The organism is Vibrio sp. TRT 1302 (assembly GCF_050113875.1).
GTDB lineage: Bacteria > Pseudomonadota > Gammaproteobacteria > Enterobacterales > Vibrionaceae > Vibrio.
This window is the reverse complement of the sequence record NZ_JBNJOF010000001.1, coordinates 276,776-293,569: the sequence shown is the minus strand read 5'-3', so window position 1 is coordinate 293,569 and position 16,794 is coordinate 276,776. Positions and strand designations below refer to the sequence as shown.

The following is a 16,794-nucleotide window of genomic DNA, read 5'->3' as shown; positions in this document are numbered from 1 at the left end:
TCGCGTGGAAAGGTGTTTTCTATGTGCTAGTAAAACAGGGCGGTTACAGAGGTTTTACGTCAAAATGCCTTTAATTTTTGACATGGCTCACTGTTTTTTTCTCGTTAAATTTGCACGAAATCACAAAAACCATCAAAACAAAAGAAACCGCTTTCTTTGATGGTTGTGAAGAGTAAAGTCGACGTCATAAACCAATATAAATTTTTAAGGTACCTCATGATCAAATTCTGGAACGGAAACAAATCAGCCGCTCGGCAAAGCTATGAGTATCAGCTGTTACAATGCTTGGTAGAAGGCTCGCAACTGGCTGATAGTATTGAAAATGATTTGACCGATTATCCATTGGCGGTAGATGAAAGAGAGATATTGGATAAGGGGACGGATCTGTTGGTTACGGTCGCTGGAAACAAAAAATTCTCAGGTAAGCCGCTGATAGAATTAAAACATCCTCTTTGCAATGGGTTGCTTGGTTGGCGTTTGTGTATCGTTGCCGATCATAGAGTGAAGGAGTTTCAATCACTGTCATTATCGCAACTCAGAGAGAAAAAGGTCGGGGTGCCTGCGACTTGGGTAGATGCGGATCTATTCCGCGCCAACGGTTTCACTGTTGTTGAGCAAGGTAGTTTAGATGACATGCTCAATTGGGTGGCAGATGGCAGCGTAGATTTTATTACCCTTGGCGCAAACGAAGCCCATGATATCCTGCAACAGAAACCGCATCTAAGTGCGAAGCTTGCTATCGAGCCAACTTTAGCGATCTACTACCCATTTCCTTTGGTCTTTTATCTCAACCACAATAGAGAAGACCTTGCTAATCTACTTGAGCAACAATTACTGAAGAAAGAAAAGCAAATGACACAATTGTTTGAGCAACACTATGGTGTCGTTGTAAGACAATCAAACCTCTCTGCACGTACAAAAATTGTATTGGATAACCCTTTGCTACCCAGAGAATATCTACCGTTGCTTGAGCGGTATGAGCAGGGATATTGTTCGTGTGTGAGTGAAGAGTGCTAGCGAATCGGCTAGAGGATTGGTAATAAAAAAGAGCGGAAACAATCCGCTCTTATATTTTGGTATAACGTCGGCTTAAAGCGTACCTACCGAGTCTCGAATAATCAGTTCAGGCTGGAGTTGTTGCTTGATGTCGACTTTTTGATCTTGAACGATAGCCAGTACCCCTTTCGCAGCCTCAATTCCCATCTCTTCGACTGGAAAGTTAACTGTGGTTAAGCGTGGCCTGATGTGAGCACTGTGGTAGTCGTTGTCGAAGCCGACGACGGAGAGATCTTTACCGATCACAATATCCCTTTCGACAGCCACATCGTAGACCGCCAACGCAATATTATCATTCTGACAAAATATTGCGGTTATCTCAGGGGCGCGATCCAGCAGCCGGCGAGCTCGTTCATGGTTGCCGTCATGGTCAAAGCGACCTTCAATCACATAGGATGGGTTGTACTGTATGCCAGCTTCTGCAAGGGCTAAACGATAGCCTTGCAGGCGATCGCGACTGTCGCCTTTACTCAACTGACCAGTAATACAGGCGATATTTTTATGTCCGTGATCCAGTAAGTGTTTGGTCGCTAGGTAACCACCATATTCGTTATCAATGTAAATACAGTTATTGGCGATATCTGGGATGTAACGGTTGAGTATGATGGTCGCTGGCGTCTCTTTGACCACGTCGATCAGCTCATCATCGGAGAGTTTATCTGAATGGAGAATAAACCCATCCACACGTTTCGAACGAAGAAAGTCGATTGAATCTTTCTCTTTGCTATGGGATTCCTGGCCACTAGTCACGATGAGATGGTTGTTGTTCTGGCGAATCGTATCTTCAGTATGATGCATTAAAGGTCCGTAAAACGGACCATCTAACGATCCGACCAACATTCCGATACTGTTTGAGCGGCTTGAAGCAAGTGCTTGAGCAAACGCATTCGGTTTGTAGCCAAGTTGCTCAATCGCAGCATAGACCTTTTCCCGGTTTGCTTCTTTTACAGTTGGATGATTGTTAATTGCGCGAGAAACAGTAGCTTGCGATACCTTTGCCAACTCAGCGACTTCTTTAATAGTAATCAAGGCATTAACTCATTTTAAACGTGTGGAGGTAGAGCACCTAGCGAGCGTGTTGTTGTTTTACTATTTACTCGCTTTCGTAATAGGACTCTACATTTATCTCCATTTTAACGTATAAATGTGATTACAAACCAAAGAAAGCGCTTTCTTTTTTGATTGAGGTCTCATACTGTAGGGGTGTTTGGTTGGCAATATCATCACATTGTTGAGTATTAGCCTGGTCAAATCTCATCTTAATCCTCGTTGAACCGCTTGGATTGACGGATGTTCTGCTGGTCAATGTCACTCGAATTCACCGCAACGTCTTTCTAATACTCCTGATAAATAAGGTTAGGTCATACATCGTGAGACTTAGCCTGCCATCGTTAAAACAAGGACTACTATGTTGAACTACACACTGAGATCTCGGTTGATTTTTTCCGCCTTAGCCGGAGCAATAATTGCTGGATGTTCGAGTAATGAGCAGAGCCAAAATTCCGCTTTTGTTACGGCTAAAAAGCCAGTCGAACTGAAACAGCAACCCATCGTACCGAGCGATAAATGGCAGCTTGCTTGGCAGGATGAATTTGAAGGAGAGCGGATTAACCCACGCTTTTGGACCTTAGAACAAAACTGTTGGGGAGGGGGCAACAATGAACAGCAGTGCTATACCGACCGACAAGAAAACGCGTTTGTGAAAGATGGATTACTGCATATCGTCGCGAGAAAAGAGTCATTCACTGGCTCTGACCATCCTGAAGGTCTAGAAGGGGTGGGGAACCAAACCTTGCCTTATACTTCTGCTCGATTAAGGAGTAAAGGTAAGCGTGATCAGAAATATGGTCGTTTTGAAGTTAGAGCGAAACTGCCTTCTGGCCAGGGAACGTGGCCTGCTATTTGGATGCTCCCTACCGACAATAAATATGGTACGTGGGCGGCCTCCGGTGAGATTGATATCGTTGAAGCGGTTAACTTAAAAGCGCAGTCGGATGCGCCTGCAACGGAGGCCGGCGAAATTGAAAACCGTATTCACGGCACCTTACATTATGGAAAAGCTTGGCCTGATAATGTTCATAGCGGTATTGGAGTCACTCTGCCTGATGGCGTTAACCCTGCCGATGACTTTCATACTTATGCGATTGAGTGGGAAGAGGGCGAAATACGTTGGTATGTCGATAATATTCACTATGCCACCCAAACTCACGCGGGCTGGTACTCGCAATATAAGCAAGAAGGACAACTGGTCAATGCTGATAGCCTTGCGCCATTCAATGAGAAGTTCCATCTGTTATTAAATGTCGCAGTGGGTGGCGCATGGGCGGCTAATGCAAATGAACAGGGTATTAACCCAGATATTTTTCCTCAGACGATGTTAGTCGACTATGTGAAGGTGTATCGCTGTGCGGCTGACCGCTGGAAAGGCAAGGGATGTGGTGTTTCATCGGATCAGGCTGTGCTCATCGAAGGACATCAGCCTCCTGCCATTCTGGGGGAAGATGATAGTTATGCTGATGGTACTGAGATTGAGGTGTTTGTTGATGCACTCAATAGCAGCCTAGCATACGGCAGTTATGATCCGACTAATATCGTAGAGCACCAAGAGATAGAAGAGTCGGGCAGAGGCAAAGTTCTATCGATCAGCAAACAGAATGGGGGAGGTAATGTCTATTTCCGTTCCCCTAAGACGGATCTTTCTGAGTGGCTTGAAAACGGCAAACTGACTTTTGATATCAAGGTCGAGAAAATCGCAGCGGATGTTGAGTTGCTAGTGAAATTGGATAGTGGTTGGCCAGCAACCAGTGATATTACGGTTGAACTCGCGGATACAGCACAGTGGCAGACGGTATCTATTGCTCTCTCTGATATTGTTGCAGGGGGTAATCGCTACGTATCTGGTCAGGTTGATCCTAAAAATATCAATAATTTACTTGTCTTTGAGCCGACGGGAGAAATGGTGTTTGCATTGGATAATATCCGCATTAGCAGCCAATAAACGCCCAATCTCTGCTTGAATGTGACCTATACCGCGCTTTTATGCGCGGTATTTTTTTGTGTCGTCCTGATGAATGATTTCTGTGATCGAGCTTTAAAGAAAGCGTTTTCTTTGTGATCTAATTAACTTTTTGTATGGGCTGTTGGTGAGTATTCTGTCTTCAATCCAAATGTGATTGGCAAATCAGTCATCATATGAGCCCTTTCGGCCCGTTTGATTACCCTACGCTATAGAATGCTGCTTATTTTTGGATTTTTTATATCACAATAAAGAAAGCGCTTTCTTTAGCGCATAATAACATGGAGTTACTATGAAACTGTCAAAGCTTACCCTTGCTTGCATCATTGCGACCGCTGGCGCGACTTCACTTCCTGCATTTGCAGAGAAATCTGAAGGGTTCGAATTTCACGGCTATTTTCGAGCTGGGGCTTTATATAGTCAAAACGACGATTTTAAACGAGCTAAGTTTCCTGCATCTAAAGAGCGCCTAGGCCGTTTAGGTGTTGAATCAGACAACCACTTTGAGCTTGCGCTTCAAAAGAACTTTGAAAATGATGCGGGCCAGAAAATTCGCATTAAAACCCGTGCCGCAGCGGACAACTCGCAGAATGCAATGAACCAGTTAGGTGCAAATGCTGACGCGACAAACAGCGAAATTGGCATGGCAGAAACCTTCGTTGAGTTCGAAGGGGTATCGGAAACAGGGGTTGTTTGGGGTGGTAAGCGTTTTTACGGTAAAGACAATTACATCTTTATGACCGACTTCTTCTACACAGATATGTCTGGTACTGGTGTGGGTATTGAAGGTGTTGAGCTTGGTGGCAACAAATGGGACTTCGCTTATATCGCAAGTGACAACGCAGGCGATACGAGCTTCTGGGGTGATAGCAATAACGTGATGCATGCGCTTCACGCCGGTGTCAATTTTGGCAGCGTCGAGTTGCATGCACTGGCGAAGTTTATGCCAGACAATATGGTCGACTTAGGTAACGGTGCTGGCCTAGAAGCGTTTGCGGATAACGGTTTTGAGATGACTGCTATCGTTCATACTGACTCAGTGTTTGGTCTATCAGATAAAGGCTTTACCAAATACATTGCTCAAGCAGGTAAAGGACTAGGTTCTGGCAACCTACTCGGTGGTACGCTAACCACTTACAATACTTACAAGCCTGGTAGTGATTACCAAAGTTGGTTAACAACAGGTACAGCTTGTGGAACTTCATGCTTGAAAGCGGTTGATGAAGACGATATGTCAGTACGCGCTCTCGCTTGGGGTGGATACTTCTTCGAGAACGGAGTCAGCGTATTCCACTCTATTCAAACTCAGTACAATGACTTTGATAACGGCGCTAAGGATGGTTGGGTGTCTGCCATGGTTCGTCCAACGTTCCCAATTTCAGAAAACTTCTTTGTTGCGACAGAAGCGGGCTACATGTTCAATTACGAAGAGCGAAATGGCGTCAAAGCGGACTCATATGACTACAAGCTAACCGTGGCTCCTACCATGGTTGTGCATTCTGGCTTTGGTCCAAGTCCAGAAATCCGCTTACTGGCCTCTTACCTAGACGGTGAAGATCGTAACGGTAATGGCAAAGATGGTGATTTTATCGTCGGTATTCAAGCGGACATGTGGTGGTAATTGCCTAAACTGTCCACATTGAAGGCATCTAACTGCCAAGTGTTGATGCCTTCCTTTTTCATTATATCCTTTTAGTGTTGGCTCCTTGGGGACACTCTGTTTTCAGCTACGCGACTTGCTCCTAAGTATCGCTTTAGCCGCTCATCGTAGCGGCTTTTTTTATATCTTCTCTTGGCGTGATCAGGAAACGCTGCTTATAGCATTTAGAAAAATAGTTACTATCACTGAATCCACACGATTCGGATATTTTTTGCACAGAGTGAAGTTTCTCATCATGGATAAGGGTGTGGGCATAGTTTAGCTGAAGCTGTCTCAGATAGTGGTTGGGTGACGTATTCAGATAGTGTTTGAATAGCCTTTCTAATTGACGTTGACTGATGAATGCCGCTTGTGCGATTTGCTCTGGTATCAAATCTGAACGCGTGTAATTTTGCTCGATAAACACCATTGCTCGGCTTAATGCTAAGGTTGTTTTCGGGGCGTCGTGTTGCTGCTGTGCGTAGATCCTCGCTAGGGTGATGATTAGCTGCTGCATCAAGCTGCTGATCATCACTTCAAATCCTGGTAAAGCTCCTTGATATTCACTTCGAATCGATTCCAACATCTGTTCAATAAAAATGAGTTGCTGATGATCGAGTGTCAGTTTTGCTCTGTATTCTGTTGTTTGTCTGACTAACGGTTCGATTTTAAACAGAGTTTGATATCCGGGTAGCACTCGCATTGAAGGTAACTCAAAGAAGGGGGCAGAGGCGTCAAACATTAGGTTGATGAGTTTGAGTCCGCAAACATCTTTAAAACCATGCTCGGTTTCACCATTAATGACAAACACATCTCCAGCATTTAAGGGATACTCGAAGCCTGCGACTAAGTGTTTTCCACTCCCTTCTACAACCAAAAACAATTCTGAAAAATCATGTTTGTGCAAAGCAAAGTCGGTCTGATGATCGCCATCGACAAAGGCAAAGTTGAGATGTTGATGGCGCTGGTGTGAGCTGAGTCGATACCGAGTAGTCATGTCGCTAATATCCTTTTTTGTGTCGCTATATTCGGAGAATAGCGAACCCGATAAGCTTACTATCTTTTGCAATACAAACACAGAGTGGATGTGAAGTGCGCTGCTGTGATGGTCATAACCAAACTGGAAGATGTGGTTGATTATGCAAAATAGTCCAATTTCTCAAGCTCAAGCGAAACTCGTTCCTGTCAGTCGTCAAGCAGCGGTTGAAGGTATCGTTCTGCTCAAAAATGAACAGCAAGCTCTCCCTCTGGTATCCGCGGATTGCGTGTCGCTGTTTGGCCGTTGCCAAATAAATACTTATCGTAGTGGTACAGGGTCTGGAGGGGCGGTAAATGTACCTTATGCGATTAGCGCCCTTGATGGAATCATATCGAACCAAAAGATTTCCTATAACAAGCCATTGGCGGAGATCTATCGTAACTGGGTTGCTGAACATCCATTTGACGATGGTGGCGGTGGTTGGGCTGCGGAACCTTGGTTTCAGTCGGAGATGCCCCTTGATGAAGAGATCGTGCGCTCGGCAGCAAGTCAGTCAAACAAAGCCATTGTTTTTATCGGTCGCACCGCCGGAGAAGATCAAGACAATCAAGATTTAGCAGGTAGCTATCGCCTAACCGAACTCGAACAACAAATGATGATTAAGGTTTGTCGTCATTTTGAATGCGTGATCGTGGTAATGAACGTGACCAATATTGTTGATATGTCATGGATAGAATATATTGAGGGGCACACTTCGATCAAAGCGGTGATGTATAGTTGGGCTGCTGGGATGGAAGCAGGATCGGCGTTGGCTGATGTCCTTTCAGGGGTTGAATCACCGAGTGGCCGTTTGTCTGACACGATTGCCTACCGCATTGAGGATTACCCTTCTTCAGCGAACTTCGGTGATCGAAAGCGCAACCTCTATCAAGAAGATATTTACGTCGGATATCGTTACTTCGAAACCTTCGCACCGGAGCAGGTGCAATTCGAATTTGGCTCCGGTTTGTCTTATACCCAGTTTAGCCAGCAGTTGATCGGTTATCGAGTTGAGGGCAAGGACAAAGAGACGCAAATCTCATTCGATGTTGAGGTGACTAATGTCGGATCTACGTTCGCAAGTAAAGAGGTGGTACAACTCTATGTTCAGGCGCCGCAAGGCTTACTCGGCAAACCAAAACGAACCCTGATTGCGTTTGGTAAAACCCGCAAGTTGTTACCCAGTGAATCACAGATAGTGACGCTGACCGTTGCAGTGTCAGGTTTGGCGAGCTATGACGATAGCGGTATCACTGGCTACCGAAATTGTTATCTGCTTGAGCAAGGTGACTACCACTTCTATCTAGGTGGGAGCGTTCGTCAAGCTCAGCTTTTAGCACCATGCTGGACGTTGGACAGCTTACTGGTCATTGATCAGTTACATGAAGTGTGTGCGCCAATGGTTGAGTTTGAAAGAATCAAACCTATTGCGATAGGCGGAAAAGACCACTACCAGATCGGTTACGAAATGACACCGCAGCGCACGATAGATATGCAAATACGCTTGGCTTCTTTTATACCACAACCGCTCCAATACACAGGGGATATTGGTTTAAAGCTGTCGGACGTTAAATCAGGACATGCAAGTTTAGAGTCCTTTGTTGCTCAGATGACTCCGCATCAAATGGCGACGTTAGTTCGTGGTGAAGGGATGTGCAGTCCTAAGGTGACACCTGGGACGGCTGCCGCTTTTGGTGGTGTCTCCGACAGCTTGTTCAATTTGGGTATCCCTGCGGTCGCAGCGGCTGATGGGCCCTCTGGCATACGTATGGACAGTGGCCACAAAGCAACTCAAGTTCCTATTGGCACATTACTGGGTTGCACTTGGAACGGTGAGCTAAACCAAGAATTGTTCTTCCTCATAGGCGAAGAGCTTAGAGCCAATCAGATTGATACCTTACTTGGCCCAGGTATCAATGTTCATCGCCACCCACTCAATGGACGCAACTTCGAGTACTTTTCAGAAGATCCTTATTTGACAGGTATTATCGCGTCTGCCCAGACACGCGGACTTAAAAGCGCTGGCGTGTCAGGAACCATAAAACACTATGCTGCCAACGATCAGGAAACCGCTCGGGTGGATGTAGACAGTGTCATGTCACAGCGAGCATTGCGCGAAGTCCATGTTAAACCGTTTGAAATGTTAGTTAAACAGGGCGAGGCGACCACCATCATGACCTCGTATAACCCGGTTAACGGACATTGGGCCGCATCTAATTTTGATTTGAATACGATGCTGCTGCGCAAGGAATGGGGGTTTAAAGGGATTGTTATGACGGATTGGTGGGCGAAGATGAATGACCCTATCTACGCTGGCAAAGAGGACAAAACGTCTACCTCCCACATGTTACGATCACAAAATGACCTCTACATGGTAGTGGAGAATGATGGCGCGGAAAGCAACGCGATGCAGGATGATACCTTAATCGCGTTAGAGGAGGGGAGGCTCAATCTGGCTGAACTACAGCGCAGTGCTATCAATATATGTCGCTTCATCATGGATACGCCAGCGATGGCGAGACCCTTGCAGGCGTATCAGCCAATAAAGCCGTTTATTGCTCGAAAGACAACCGGCACTGATCGGGTTTATATGACTGACTCTGCTATCACGCTTAATACATCAGTCAACGTATCGTTTGATATTGAGGTGGAAACAGAGGGGGTATACCAGTGCCAAGCTCTTATGAGTTATGAACGGGATTCTACGGCTCAATCTTCCTGTAGCCTTGCGATAAATGATCAGTTCAGTATGAGTTTTTCAACCCATGGTACACAAGGAGAGCTCGTGTCGGTTGATGGTCTTAAAGTTAAGTTGGAGAAAGGTTTCTATACCCTGTCTGTGGATTTTGTAAAGGCAGGCGCGAAAATCGAGACTTTCTATATCAGGCAGCAATCGTCTGCAATTGAGTGAGGGGTTAGATAGGATTCATAGCTTGGCGAATAGGCTGAGCTATGAACTCCAGAATGCGGCGCATTGAATCAATTTTAATCGTGATCTAGCAAGTCAAAATCGCACACATGGTGATGGAAGTTGCCGCACTCATTACAATCTTTTTTATACTGTTTGTTTTTGATTGCTAAATAGGCTTTTTCATTGATAAACAGACTAACCAAATCCCCGTTCAACTGTTCTTTTTCTGCTTCGTTATAGAGAATTTTGAAGGCTACATCATCGGGAAGAGCACTTTTATAGGGTCTGTCCGAAGCTGTCAGGGCATCATAGATATCGCATATGGTCATGATCTGCGAAGCTAAGGGGATTTGTTGCCCACTCAATCCTCTTGGATAACCACTTCCATCGATTTTCTCATGGTGAGCACCTGCGATAGTAGGGATGTCTTGCAAGTCCTGAGTCCAAGGTATTTGCTTGAGGAAAGTTTCAGTATGAATCACATGAGAACGAATCTCTTCCATTTCATCCAATGTTAGGCTGCCTTTTGGTATTGATAGTGCCAACAGCTCTTGTTTGTTAATAAGAGGTGTGAGTAAACCATTGTCATCAATGGCATGGTAAGCATGAATTTTCTGGAGATTATCTGAGACAGACTCGGGTAGAACAGAGGGTTCATTGGCTTGTAAAATATCGAGCCAAAACTGTTCTAATTGAGAAATTTGCTGTTGGATGTTGTCTAATTTAGTCAGTTTAGATTGAGACTTAACGCTCGATTGGCTGAATATCGAAAGTTCAATTTCTGCTCGCTGGCGCAGCAAAGACTGCTGTGTAAGACGAATGCGATATTTAATCGTATCTAATTGATGAACAGTGAGTTTCTTTGCCTTAGTGAGGACAGACTCCTTCACACCGACCTTGCCAAAGTCATGCAGTAGCGCAGCATATTTGAGTTGCCTAAGATCTTTTTTGTTAAGTTTTCGATGCTCATACTGTTTGAGCTTAGAGTTGTTCAAGCAGCTCGCCAAGGCAATGGATAGATCTGCAACGCGAAATGAGTGACCACTGGTGGTCGGGTCTCGCTGCTCAATGGCGGTGACAGAGGCTTGAACAAAGCCTTCAAAGAGTCGATTAATACTTTCAATAAGGCGTCTGTTTTCAATGGCGATCGCTGATTGGCTTGCAAGGGCGCGGAGTAACGGACAGATCTCTTGCTCAAATGGGATCACGTTCTCTTTAGTAACTGAGTGGGAAGAGAGTAGAACGCCAGCTTGCTTGGTGTGGTTGATGAACTGCAACACGCCGATGACTTCCTGCTGGTAATTGAATATCGGTAGGGCCAATAAGGATTGGCATCGGTAGCCGGTAACATGATCAAAAATAGGATTGAATTGATAGGCTTTGTCTTGAATATCATAGACATCAGCAATATTTACCTCGTGACCATGGATCGCAACGTAACCGGAAATACTGCGGTCGTTCAGTTCGAAGCGTTGCTCCTCGAAGTCGAATTCAATCGATGCATTTTGAGTTAACTTGAGCACTAAGTGACGATGAGCCTTATCTTGGTTATCAAGCAGAAACAGAGATGCAGCGTCACAAACGGCGAGCTTTCTGCCTTCATCTAAGATTCGGTTAAGGAGCGCACTCAAACTCTTTTCCGCTGAAAGTGCAATGCCAATTTCGGTCAGTCGAGTTAAGCTATTTGATTTACGGTTTAGCAACTGAGTCAATTCAGTCTGGTGTATACGCTGAGAATGAAGCAAAAGAGCGGATTCGATATGTTTGAAAGTGATACGTTTAGTGAAACCACAGGGAACATAGAGGTCTGCATCAACATTGAGATGCTGTTCCGCAATCACGACCACAAATTGGTTTTCACGCCAACGCTCAATAGTCGAGCACGTTAGCCGTTCGAGCAGAGGCTGATCCAAGATCAATAAAGTAGGCGATAACTCTATGACGTCTTGTTCGCTCGCCACTTCAACGCAAGCGAGCCCCTGCTGGCGTAACTGATGCGGTAAATGAGTCGAGGCAAACGCTTGACCGTACGCTATCAGCAGTTGGCTAAGTGAATTGTTATCATCGCTTAACTTCATGACCACTCCCATTTGAACATCTTTAGAATAGTTCAGTTTTGCCATCTGGGCTGGTTTGACGTGCAGCTACGGCGGAGAAGCGCGTTTCAAGTCTTTGATTAGAGGATTGATTAGAGGATTGATTAGGAGACTTGATAAACTCTAGTCGGTTCGTTGAAGCCTTTAAATAGTCTCTCTCCAAACTCATGAAACAGCAGTTCAGGATCGGAACAGCTTTGGCGTACCAGATCAACGACTAAGATCTGATCGGACTCCGTTGCATCACAGACTCGTGAAGCCATCTGAACAGCTGTGCCAAACAGATCATTGTTTTCTTCAACAGGTTCCCCAGCACTCAGCCCAATGCGAACATGCATGCTTTGATCAGGACGAGTGGTGTTATGCTCCTTAAATGCCTGTTGAATGCTTTTGGCACAACGAACTGCATCGTCTGCAGACGTGAAAGAGACCATAAAACCGTCGCCAGTGTGTTTAACTTCTCGTCCGTTGTGCATTTTGATCGCGTTGCGGGTGATGGCGTTGTGGATACGCAATAGATGCATAGACTTCTGGTCACCGAGTTTAGTAGTCATTGCCGTCGAACCGGCAAGGTCGGTAAACATGATGATGCGAAACGCACTGTCTATCTGAGCTTGTTCATCTTGCTCTGTCGTGATCGGGTCTTCGATGCGACCTAAGAAAAGCTTAACAATATCGCGGTCAACGGGGATGATTTCTCCGGGGATATCGCCGTGTGCTTCTTGGTGTACTTTCCTGATGATAGATTCGCTTTCCGCTTCGACCAAACAGAAGGTAGTTCCTCGGGTTTCGTCAAACCAATACGTAACGAACTTGACGCCATACTTCTCTTGAATATCTAAATCTTTTCGATGAGCGAGTTCTATTGCTTCTCGGGTGGGATTTTCGGAAAAATGACGATCCATGAATAGAGGCATAATGGCGAACTCTCCGTACTAATAGCTCAATTAAACATAGCATAAGTATTTATCTTGTGATGAGTTTGCCCGTGTTATACGTCCGACACTATTACCGTTTTATCCGAATGTTTTTCAGCCGTTTGCGACTGTCCGTAATCAAGGCGATTAATGCGCACATGATAAACAAGTAAGTGGGAACTTCTTGCAGGGTTATGGTACTGCCAATCAATAAACCAACGATAAAGATAAAGGTCGGTTCAACATAGCCAAGCAGGCCAAAAAGAGACACTGGAAGCTTAGTGTAGGCATAGAGGTAGAGCAGCATAGGTGTTACAGAAACCGCCGCTAAACCGAAGTAGTAGAGATGCGTGCTGGTTGGCAATTCAGTGATGTACTGTGCTGGATAGAGATAGAACATCGCCAGCATAGCAAACGGAAACAAGATGATGTGGTCTACCGCCAGTCCGATATCCGCGGGAAGCTGGATAGATTTTCGATTGATAAAGTAAAACGGGTATCCAAGAGCGACAACCATAACGACCCACGACACGCCCGAAGAGAGAGCATATGCCCAGATAGTGCCGAATAGAGCAAATAAACAGGCGACTTTTTGCAGGCGTGTGAGGCTCTCTTTATAGACAAACCGCCCAACCAACACCATGACTATCGGCAGTGTAAAGTAACCGAGAGCGAGGTTAAGCGTTTCGCCATTTGCTGGAGCCCAGACAAATAGCCAATATTGAGGCGCGACTAAAACAGCGGATAACAGGTAATTTAACCACATTCTTCGTACTTTTAATGCCGAGATAAGCAGTGGTAATCGCTTGGTAAATAACAGCAATAGAGCAAACAACAGTGTGCTCCAAATGATTCGCTGAACCGCTAGCCAGTGGCTCTCTCCTCCAGAGATTAAACTCGTAGCCATTTCCGGTTGCAGTTGGACGTAAGCAGGGATGGTTGCAAACAGCAAAGAAGATAAGACGGATGCTGAAACGCCTTTCGTTTGTTCGGAAGCCAAATGATTGTATTTATTAAACATGACGCTGAAATTTGCTGTTTGAACTATCTGCCGCTACTTTGGCTGTATTACTTAAAATTGGCAAGTAAAAACAGCACCTTATGAGAAAATAGAAGGTGTTATTTTTCGGAGAGTAGATAGATAGTCAAACTAATCATGGCAGTGATGATATCGCAGTGATATGTTGAGTACTTACTGAACAAGGAGGTTAAAATGGCGAAAGAAATAACGGGCGGCTGCTGCTGCAAAAGTGTCGCGTTTAAGCTAAAAGATGAGTTTTCAAAGTTCTTCTTCTGTCACTGTGAGCAGTGCCGAAAGTTAACCGGGTCAGCACACGCATCCAATCTGTTTACCGCACCGGATAATATAGAGTGGCTGAAGGGAGAAGATAAGATAAAGCGCTACGAACATCAGACTCGTTCATTTGCCAAAGTTTTTTGTACGGAGTGTGGCTCCGGCTTACCGTATGTATCGCAAAGTGGCAGGTTTCTTATTGTTCCAGCAGGTTGTTTGGATCAGGAACCCTCCAAGTCACTTGATGCTCAGATTTTTTGTGAAGAGCAAACTGAGTGGCATAAGGTGGGCTTAACAGCGCCGCTAGTCGAAGGCTTTGCTAAGTAGCGCTCCGACCAAAAGTATAACGATGCACAAGCGTTGGTTCGCATACCAACTAACCACTTAACGGATTATGACAAGGAGTGTGGATTGAATATTACCGTTTTGGATGACTATCAGGATGTGGTCAAAAGCTTAGAGTGTTTCCAACTCCTTGCTGAGCATGATGTAACCGTCTTTAGTCAGAGTTACTCCGAAGATGAACTGGCGGTCAAGCTAGCAGATACTCAGGTGTTAGTCTTAATTCGAGAGCGAACGGTTATCAGCGAGTCTTTGCTGGCGAAATTGCCCAATCTCAGCGTAATTAGCCAAACCGGGAAAGTGAGCAATCATATTGATGTCGGGCTATGTGAAAAATATGGTGTCAAAGTCCTAGAGGGGCGTGGTTCGCCTATCGCCCCGTCGGAATTGTGCTGGGCACTTCTTATGGCGGCGAGTCGTTATATTCCTATTTACTCCAACAATCTACAAAATGGTCAATGGCAGAGCTCCGGAGAGCTTGGTTTAGGTCGCACGCTTAGTGGCTTAACCCTAGGTATCTGGGGATACGGAAACATCGGTCAAAAGATAGCACGGTATGCTGAAGCATTCGGCATGCAAGTGATGGTGTGGGGCAGTGAAGCTTCACGTAAGTTGGCGGTTGAGCATGGTTTTAGTGCATCATCCTCTAAGCAGGATTTCTTTACACAATCCGATATTGTCTCTTTGCATTTGAGGCTGAATGACGCCACTAGAGCCTGTGTCACAGCCGATGATCTTGCACGGATGAAATCAGATTCTTTGTTGGTGAATACGAGCCGCGCGGAGCTGATAGAGAAGTCTGCTCTGTTCCAAGAGCTAGTTAGGGTTCCCACCAAGAGGGCGGCGCTAGATGTGTTTGATGTTGAGCCAGCAAACCAAGAGAATGAGCCTTTGCTTAGTCTACCTAATGTGATTGCCACACCCCACCTCGGTTACGTAGAACAAAACAGCTATGAGCTCTATTTCCGAATCGCGTTTGAGAACATTGTGAGCTATTTACAGCAAAACGGAAGGTAATGCTATGAACTGTAGCCGTATCTGAAGGGTAGCATTGCGGCTAGGATACGGCGCCCACTTCCATCTAGGTCTAGAATCTAGATAGTGGGGTGTCAAATGAACCGAGATAATGAAAGTAACAGTGGCGGATCGACAATCGCTTGTCCATGCATTCGCCACTGTTGTCTTGATGAGGAAGAGATCTGTTTAGGTTGTTTTCGAACTCTAGACGAGATCCTAAATTGGTCAGCTGCCTCTAACGAGGAAAAGCAAGCGATTCTGATTCGTTGCCAAACCCGCAAAAGTAAAAGACGCGGGCGTGTGTCGTGGAGTGGAAAAACGTAATAAAGTTGACTGATATTTGCTAGACTCTCGTTTTACTCCTCGACATCGTCGGAACACTATTCAATGAGTCAGCAACAGCCGAACAATCCATTACATGGTATTACGTTAGAGCAACTTCTTACCCGCCTGCATGAGCATTACGGCTGGGAAGGACTTGACGCAGAAATCCAGATCAACTGTTTCTACAATAACCCATCGATAAAATCATCTCTGAAGTTTTTACGCCGCACACCATGGGCTCGAGAAAAAGTTGAAGCCCTGTACATATCGACATTTTGTCAGTCAGAGGATTAGTCTGTGGTTGACATAAGAGGGGCTGTTAGCCTCTCTTATGCTTATATAATGCAAAACATATGGTAACTTCATATTATTTGACACTCTATACTGTTATTAGCCCTTAGTAATAGTATTAGTAGTGATATTAATATTCCGTAGTCCCATCCCTCGTTGAGTGTAGGAAAATGCTTATTTGTAGGTTTTATAGAAATTCGATGAGCATTGGATTACAGAGTTTTGAACTTATTTTATAGGATTGTTCTCGTTTTTACGCTAATTAGATTTATCAGCAATATTCTGTGTTAACTTAGCGAGGTCAAAATAAGAAGCAAAGGAATTTAGGGAGTAATTCTATTTATTAGCAAATGTTTAAAGTATAGGAAAACTTCGAATGAAGTGGTTGTGGAAGTCGGTATGATTGTTACAGCGGTAGAAAATGATAGTAAAGAGCCTATCGAAATGGGTTCAATACTAGCATTAACTACAGCTTGTGATTCAAATGACTAAGTCTATAGATAGGTCACATGAACGATGTCACCAATATGTTTGACTGTAATGCCATCATCTTCTGTATCATAAATCGCTTCATATACAGGTTGTTCGAAGGGGACACAGCTATCTTCGATTAATTTCTTTGTATGATTTTCTGACTGTATAGGGCAGGGGCGTTCGACGACGCTTGCCGAAAAACTGACAGTATGTTCACCAGCCATAGAGAAAAAAGAGGCTGACACGAGTAGTGCTAAATAGTGATATTTACGCATAGTGAAGTCCTTTTTTTAGTTAATTCTTTCCGATAATAAAGTCCATTTATTACACTTTTTTTTCAATGTGAATTAACCGTTCAGTTCTTGGTTTGGTGTCAAGATGACATGTAACACCATGTAA

14 protein-coding genes are annotated in these 16,794 nt (G+C 44.8%); 8 read left to right on the top strand and 6 right to left on the bottom strand.

Annotation, left to right across the window (positions count from 1 at the left end):
• Positions 1 to 216: 216 nt before the first annotated feature.
• On the top strand, positions 217 to 1,017 hold the full coding sequence (locus ACQEXP_RS01285; RefSeq protein WP_426967665.1) for a hypothetical protein: 801 nt from the start codon (positions 217 to 219) through the stop codon (positions 1,015 to 1,017).
• Between the two features lie 72 nt (positions 1,018 to 1,089).
• Here ACQEXP_RS01285 and ACQEXP_RS01280 read toward each other — a convergent pair whose 3' ends face one another.
• The gene (locus ACQEXP_RS01280) at positions 1,090 to 2,085 is read right to left on the bottom strand and encodes a LacI family DNA-binding transcriptional regulator (protein WP_269376900.1); all 996 of its coding nucleotides are present in this window, start codon (positions 2,083 to 2,085) and stop codon (positions 1,090 to 1,092) included.
• 379 nt (positions 2,086 to 2,464) lie between these two features.
• Here ACQEXP_RS01280 and ACQEXP_RS01275 point away from each other — a divergent pair, with 379 nt between their 5' ends.
• Complete coding sequence (locus tag ACQEXP_RS01275) at positions 2,465 to 4,054, top strand: family 16 glycosylhydrolase (RefSeq protein ID WP_426967663.1); 1,590 nt, start codon at positions 2,465 to 2,467, stop codon at positions 4,052 to 4,054.
• 310 nt (positions 4,055 to 4,364) lie between these two features.
• A complete protein-coding gene (locus ACQEXP_RS01270; protein WP_426967661.1) occupies positions 4,365 to 5,693 on the top strand; it encodes a carbohydrate porin in 1,329 nt (442 codons plus the stop codon).
• 133 nt (positions 5,694 to 5,826) lie between these two features.
• Here ACQEXP_RS01270 and ACQEXP_RS01265 read toward each other — a convergent pair whose 3' ends face one another.
• The gene (locus ACQEXP_RS01265) at positions 5,827 to 6,708 is read right to left on the bottom strand and encodes a helix-turn-helix domain-containing protein (RefSeq protein ID WP_426967660.1); all 882 of its coding nucleotides are present in this window, start codon (positions 6,706 to 6,708) and stop codon (positions 5,827 to 5,829) included.
• A gap of 142 nt (positions 6,709 to 6,850) precedes the next feature.
• Between ACQEXP_RS01265 and ACQEXP_RS01260 the strand changes: the two genes are divergently transcribed.
• Positions 6,851 to 9,640 (top strand): glycoside hydrolase family 3 protein, encoded by a 2,790-nt coding sequence (locus ACQEXP_RS01260; protein WP_426967658.1) that lies wholly within the window; start codon positions 6,851 to 6,853, stop codon positions 9,638 to 9,640.
• Positions 9,641 to 9,714: 74 nt separating this feature from the next.
• Here the strand turns inward: ACQEXP_RS01260 and ACQEXP_RS01255 are convergent, their stop codons facing one another.
• The 3 genes from ACQEXP_RS01255 to rarD form a co-directional block, all read right to left on the bottom strand.
• Entirely contained in the window at positions 9,715 to 11,718 is a 2,004-nt protein-coding gene (locus ACQEXP_RS01255; RefSeq protein ID WP_426967656.1) for an HD domain-containing phosphohydrolase, read from the bottom strand.
• Between the two features lie 122 nt (positions 11,719 to 11,840).
• The gene (locus tag ACQEXP_RS01250) at positions 11,841 to 12,653 is read right to left on the bottom strand and encodes a nickel-binding protein (protein ID WP_426967654.1); all 813 of its coding nucleotides are present in this window, start codon (positions 12,651 to 12,653) and stop codon (positions 11,841 to 11,843) included.
• Between the two features lie 91 nt (positions 12,654 to 12,744).
• Positions 12,745 to 13,674: an EamA family transporter RarD gene (gene rarD, locus ACQEXP_RS01245; protein WP_426967653.1), complete on the bottom strand. Its 930-nt coding sequence runs from the start codon at positions 13,672 to 13,674 to the stop codon at positions 12,745 to 12,747.
• Between the two features lie 192 nt (positions 13,675 to 13,866).
• On the opposite strand from rarD, the gene ACQEXP_RS01240 reads away from it, so the two are divergent.
• From ACQEXP_RS01240 to ACQEXP_RS01225, 4 genes are all read left to right on the top strand, one after another.
• Positions 13,867 to 14,274, top strand: a complete 408-nt coding sequence (locus ACQEXP_RS01240) for a GFA family protein (protein ID WP_426967651.1) — start codon at positions 13,867 to 13,869, stop codon at positions 14,272 to 14,274.
• Positions 14,275 to 14,358: 84 nt separating this feature from the next.
• Positions 14,359 to 15,306 (top strand): D-2-hydroxyacid dehydrogenase family protein, encoded by a 948-nt coding sequence (locus ACQEXP_RS01235; RefSeq protein ID WP_426967650.1) that lies wholly within the window; start codon positions 14,359 to 14,361, stop codon positions 15,304 to 15,306.
• A gap of 96 nt (positions 15,307 to 15,402) precedes the next feature.
• Positions 15,403 to 15,630, top strand: a complete 228-nt coding sequence (locus ACQEXP_RS01230; RefSeq protein WP_426967648.1) for a DUF1289 domain-containing protein — start codon at positions 15,403 to 15,405, stop codon at positions 15,628 to 15,630.
• Between the two features lie 63 nt (positions 15,631 to 15,693).
• Positions 15,694 to 15,924, top strand: coding sequence for a VF530 family protein (locus tag ACQEXP_RS01225; RefSeq protein WP_269376889.1), 231 nt, complete (start codon positions 15,694 to 15,696; stop codon positions 15,922 to 15,924).
• A gap of 491 nt (positions 15,925 to 16,415) precedes the next feature.
• Here the strand turns inward: ACQEXP_RS01225 and ACQEXP_RS01220 are convergent, their stop codons facing one another.
• On the bottom strand, positions 16,416 to 16,670 hold the full coding sequence (locus ACQEXP_RS01220) for a hypothetical protein (RefSeq protein WP_426967647.1): 255 nt from the start codon (positions 16,668 to 16,670) through the stop codon (positions 16,416 to 16,418).
• Positions 16,671 to 16,794 lie beyond the last annotated feature (124 nt).